This window comes from Verrucomicrobiota bacterium (assembly GCA_016871495.1).
Classification (GTDB): domain Bacteria; phylum Verrucomicrobiota; class Verrucomicrobiia; order Limisphaerales; family VHDF01; genus VHDF01.
This window is the reverse complement of record VHDF01000165.1, coordinates 1-4738: the sequence shown is the minus strand read 5'-3', so window position 1 is coordinate 4738 and position 4738 is coordinate 1. Positions and strand designations below refer to the sequence as shown.

The 4738-nt window shown below is 60.0% G+C and carries 4 protein-coding genes and 1 pseudogene; all 5 read right to left on the bottom strand.

The features are described 5' to 3' along the window. Positions 1 to 18: 18 nt before the first annotated feature. Positions 19 to 621, bottom strand: a complete 603-nt coding sequence (locus FJ404_19350; GenBank protein MBM3825007.1) for an aminotransferase class I/II-fold pyridoxal phosphate-dependent enzyme — start codon at positions 619 to 621, stop codon at positions 19 to 21. A 163-nt stretch (positions 622 to 784) separates the two neighbouring features. Further along, entirely contained in the window at positions 785 to 1396 is a 612-nt protein-coding gene (locus FJ404_19345; GenBank protein MBM3825006.1) for a sugar transferase, read from the bottom strand. A 17-nt stretch (positions 1397 to 1413) separates the two neighbouring features. Continuing rightward, entirely contained in the window at positions 1414 to 2919 is a 1506-nt protein-coding gene (locus FJ404_19340) for an O-antigen ligase family protein (protein MBM3825005.1), read from the bottom strand. A 119-nt stretch (positions 2920 to 3038) separates the two neighbouring features. Further along, positions 3039 to 4406, bottom strand: a complete 1368-nt coding sequence (locus FJ404_19335; GenBank protein ID MBM3825004.1) for a hypothetical protein — start codon at positions 4404 to 4406, stop codon at positions 3039 to 3041. 224 nt (positions 4407 to 4630) lie between these two features. Beyond that, positions 4631 to 4738 (bottom strand): annotated as a pseudogene (locus FJ404_19330) (hypothetical protein).

The following is a 4738-nucleotide window of genomic DNA, read 5'->3' as shown; positions in this document are numbered from 1 at the left end:
CCTGGCCTGGGTGCTCCACTACCGGACTTTCTGGATCCAATCCTCATCGGCCGCAACCAGCATCCCGCCGGAAGTCCCCGTGATAATCTTATTGCTGTTGAACGAGAACGCGCCGACCTCACCCAAGGTGCCCGGGTGCTTTCCGTGATAGCGGGCGCCGAGGGATTCAGCCGCATCCTCCAAGACGGGGATCTCATACCGCTGGCACACATCAAGGACTTCCTGGAGGCGGGCGCTTTGGCCGAAGAGATGGACAACAGTGACGGCTTTGGGCAGGCGATTCAGGCGGGCTCGGTCCTTGAGATAGTCCTCGAGGAGATTCGGATCGAGATTCCAGGTTTCCCGCTCGCTGTCGATGAAGACGGGCCGGGCTTTTTCGTAGAGAAGTGGGTTGCAACTTGCGGCAAACGTGAGGGTGGGTGTGGCCACCTCGTCCCCGGGTCCAATGCCAAGCAACTTCAGCCCGAGATGAATGGCCGACGTGCCGGTACCGAGGGCCACGCATGGACGTCCCACGAGCGAGGAGAATTCGGCCTCGAGCGCGGTCAGACTGGGCCCGGTGGTCGAAAGCCAGTTGCTGGCAAAAGCATCCCGCACGAAATGCATTTCGTCTCCTCCCATGTGAGGCACCGAGAGCAGAATTCGTTTTTCGACTCGGAATGAGGGCTGCATCAGTTTCGTCACGGGGCTAGAAAAGTCCAATTTTCAAGCGGAGCAAAGGGCAAAAAGAAAAACCGGCGAACCTCCAGGAGGTCCGCCGGTTTTTTATGAGCGCAACGGGCGTTTATTTCGCCGAAGACTCCTTGGTGGATCCCATAAACTCAGGCATCGTGGCTTCTCCTGTCGCGCTGATGCCCTCGCGCCGGAACACCCGCCCGAGGGTCAGGCCAAGGATCTTGAGATCGAGCCACAGGGACTGATGATCGACGTACCAACAATCGAGGCGAAATTTTTCCTCCCAGCTAAGAGCGTTTCGACCGTTCACCTGGGCCCATCCGGTGAGTCCGGGTTTGACGTTGTGTCGTCGGGCTTGTTCCGGGGTGTACCGTTCCAAGTATCGAACCAGCAGCGGACGCGGCCCGACCAAACTCATGTCTCCCCGGAGCACATTGAGCAATTCCGGCAGCTCATCGAGGGATGTGGATCGAAGCCACTGTCCGAATTGGGTGAGTCGTTCGGAATCGGGAGGGAAATCACCGGTGGCATTCTTGATGTCGGTCATGGTTCTGAATTTGAGCATCAAGAAAACGTGGCCGTGGAGACCTGGCCGTGGCTGGCGAAACAGGATCGGCCTGCCCATGCGGATGGCGACAAGGATTGTGAGCGCGCCGAGCAGGGGAAGCCAGAAGGGTGCCGAGATCATGGTCAGGATCAAGTCACACGCTCGTTTCACCATGGAGGAGGGGGGTAGCCCTAGCGGGCAGGGCGGCGACGGGTGAGACCCATGGAGCTGAACAAGGCGCATTCGACAACGAACAGGAACAGCAACGAATGCACTTGCAGGGGAAAATCATATTTGGCGTGCAGCAGAAATCCGAACATGGACAGTCCGAGCGCCCCAGCCAAGCCACGGGGAACGGCCACGCTGGAGGAACTGGCGGCGATGAGCGGAACCAGCGCCAATGCTCCCAAGACCAGCGCCATGCCGACCCGGCCAAAGGTCACGCGAGTTTCGAGCCAGTCGTCATGGCCGTAGGCCTGCCACACCATCCGCTTGTCGGTTCGATAATAGTTATACACTCCGGCAAACGATCCCGGCCCGGTTCCAAACCACTTGAAATCCTCCGCGATGGGACGAGTGTTGGCGTAGATCTCGGCGCGTCCGCTCATACTCTCGTCGAACACACTGCGAAAGCGATCTGCCAGCGGCCGCCATGCCAGAGTGAAGGACAGTCCTACCGCGGCACCCACGATGGCGGTCATGCCGAGTTTTCGAGCCCATGAACCCGAGCGTTCCCCCACCCAAATCATGGCCAGCATCCCCAGGATCAGGATTCCGCAGATGAGGGTGCCGCCTCGGGAGATGGAGATGACCGGTGCCGCCGCCATGAGGACTGCCAACGGCAGCAGCATCGTATGCGCACTCCCTCCCACGCGCCTGGCACGGAAGCGGCCTCGGGTTGGTGGTGCCCTTTGAATCCACCAGAAAGCGATGCAGAGTGGCCAGAGGAGGTTGAAGTAAGTGGCCGCGTTCGATCTGTAGGCATAAGGACCGAACTGGGCCTCTGCCATGCTGTTGATGTGTGGGGTTACCATCCAGAGCAACTTGCTCGTGCCGGACATCCGTTGGAGGATGCCCTCCAGCGCGAGGATTCCCCCATTGAGGCACAACAGCCACAGCAATCGGCGCCAGTGAGGCGGGAGCTCAGAGGGTGGGTGATCCAGGCGGTCGAAGGCTCGTTCGCTTCGATCGGCGCTGAGGGCTTCCGGATGGGATCGCGGGCCGCCGTTGAGCAGCCAATCGCGTGTGGACCAAAACACGCAGGCGAGCGCGAGGTAGATTTGGAATGCGGCCCAAGTATAGGCTTGATCATAGCTGCTGGGCAGCCAGGAGATCGATTCCAGATAAGTTGCCAGCCGGATCCCGCCCGAGCCTTCGAATTTCAATCGTGCGTTCCAGGCACTCAGGAAAGTATAGGCCAGAATCAGGACGGTGAGCGTGGCCAGGAGTCGCGTGAAAACGCGATGGGAAGCTCCTCGGAGGCGCTCGGTGGCTGGAGCTTCGGAGTTTGAATGGCGGCGAAGGAGCACCCGAGCCAGCCAAAGGACGCCCGACACATAGCCGGCGGTGTTCATGCACTGGACGGACCAGGTCTGGGTTGAACCGAACGCCCAGGGGCTGAAGATGATCATGGCATAGAGCACAGCCTCGGAGAGGTAGTCTGTGGCGCGCCGCAAGGTTGCCGTCGAGAGTGCCATGAGTGGGGACGAGCGCCATCCTTCGCGGTTGGCGTGCTCGGAAAAGCCGTCAGAAACGGGCGGTCTGAAGGGGGTGATGCGCGCCCCCCGCGAAGAGGTGCCGCCCCGTCGGAGAATGATTAGCGGTCTTTCGGGGCTCGGATTCGATCCTCTCGAATCCAGGTTTCGATTTCTTCCAAGGCCGCTTCAAGCTGGGTGTCTCGACCCCGGAGCCAATCCTCCCGGCGTCCTTCAATCCTGACGTCGGGCAACACGCCCCGACCTTCCACCAAGGTTCCCTTGGGGGTGCGGAAGTCTCCAAAGGCATACTGGAAAAGAGCGCCGGTCGGGAGTTTCTCGAACATGGAGGGGAGCGCTGCTCCGGCCGTTGGCATGCCGACGATGCGCGCCCGCTTCAAGTCTTGCAACCCCGCGGCGAAGATCTCGCTGGTGGAGGCACTCTGCTGATCCACCAGGATGACGAGCGGTCCGAGGAAGCGTTTCTCCTGGGGGAAAACGGCGAAGTGGATATGGCCGGACCTCATTCTCATGGTGCCGAGGGATGCCTCCTGCGGCAGGAGGAGTCCACCCATGCCCATGGCCATGCCGGCGACTCCTCCAGGGTTTCCGCGCAGGTCGATGATCATGCCGCGATCTCCAAGCGAGGCACGAATCGCTTTGCGGATCTTCTCCATTTGGGAAATGACGAAGATGTTGAAGCGAATATAAGCCACGTTGCCGCGCAGTTTGCGGTGTTCGAATTCGGTCGGTTGCGGGGGGAAATGTCCCATGGCTTGGGATCTCTCCTGATTTCTCGCGGAGCGCTCCAGGACCCATTCGCGGCGTTTCCCGGCGCCATTGGAGAACACCACTTTGACGGCGCTTTCTAGCTTTCCTTCGAGCTTCGACTCGATCAGCCGGTGGCGATAGAGGGGTTTGAGGGCGTGAGACATGGGGCTTCGATTGAGAGGTTCCAGCAATCGGTCGATGGGCTGGCCTTCGACCGATTCGACGACCCAGCCGGTTTTCACTCCCGCTTTCCACGCGGAGGTTCCTTTGAGGACTCGGGTGACCACGGCTTCACCCGCGATGAGGGTGACTTGGAAGCCGGGATCCCCTTCGGACTGGGAGTGATCCCCGCTTGAAGGCAGCACGTCCGGAGGGACGATACCAAAGTGAGTTTGCTTGAGTTCGCCCAACATCGCGCCGAGGAGCGCATACAAATCTGCTTCATTTTCGATGCCCTCGAGACGCTTGGTGTAGGTGACACGGGCTTGGTTCCAATCCACGCCAGCGTAATTTGTATCAAAATGCTTGTCCCTGACGGTGCGCCAGACTTTGTCGAAACTTTCCTGCCATGCTTGTCGGGAAGTGGATGCGGGGGCCGCGTGGCTCTGGATCACCAACGACGTGAGCAGAAACAGCAAGCCCAGCCCTTGCCGCCCAATGGGGGCGCGTGGACAAGGGTGCGGGGTTCCGAGTGTGTGGAGGCGGTGTGAACGTGGCATAATCAACTCGCGGTAGCGTGCGCAGACCTCGATCAGGCGATGAACGGCTTGTATTCCGGCACCCCTTGTTTCAGGAGAAGCTTGAGCTGATTCGGCTCTTGCGTGGGAATCGCTGCCTCAAGCGTGGCGAAGTATCGACGAACTTCTGTCATGTCGGTCGGCTTGGCGATGAATCGCATGATTTTGGGATGGTGGGTGGAAGTGATGTTCTCGCCTTGGTGACTGAGTTCCTCGAAGAGTTTCTCGCCCGGCCGGAGTCCGGTGAATTCGATGAGAATATCCTCGTCCGGGACGAGTCCGTTCAGCTCGATCAGTTGGCGCGCCAGATCGAC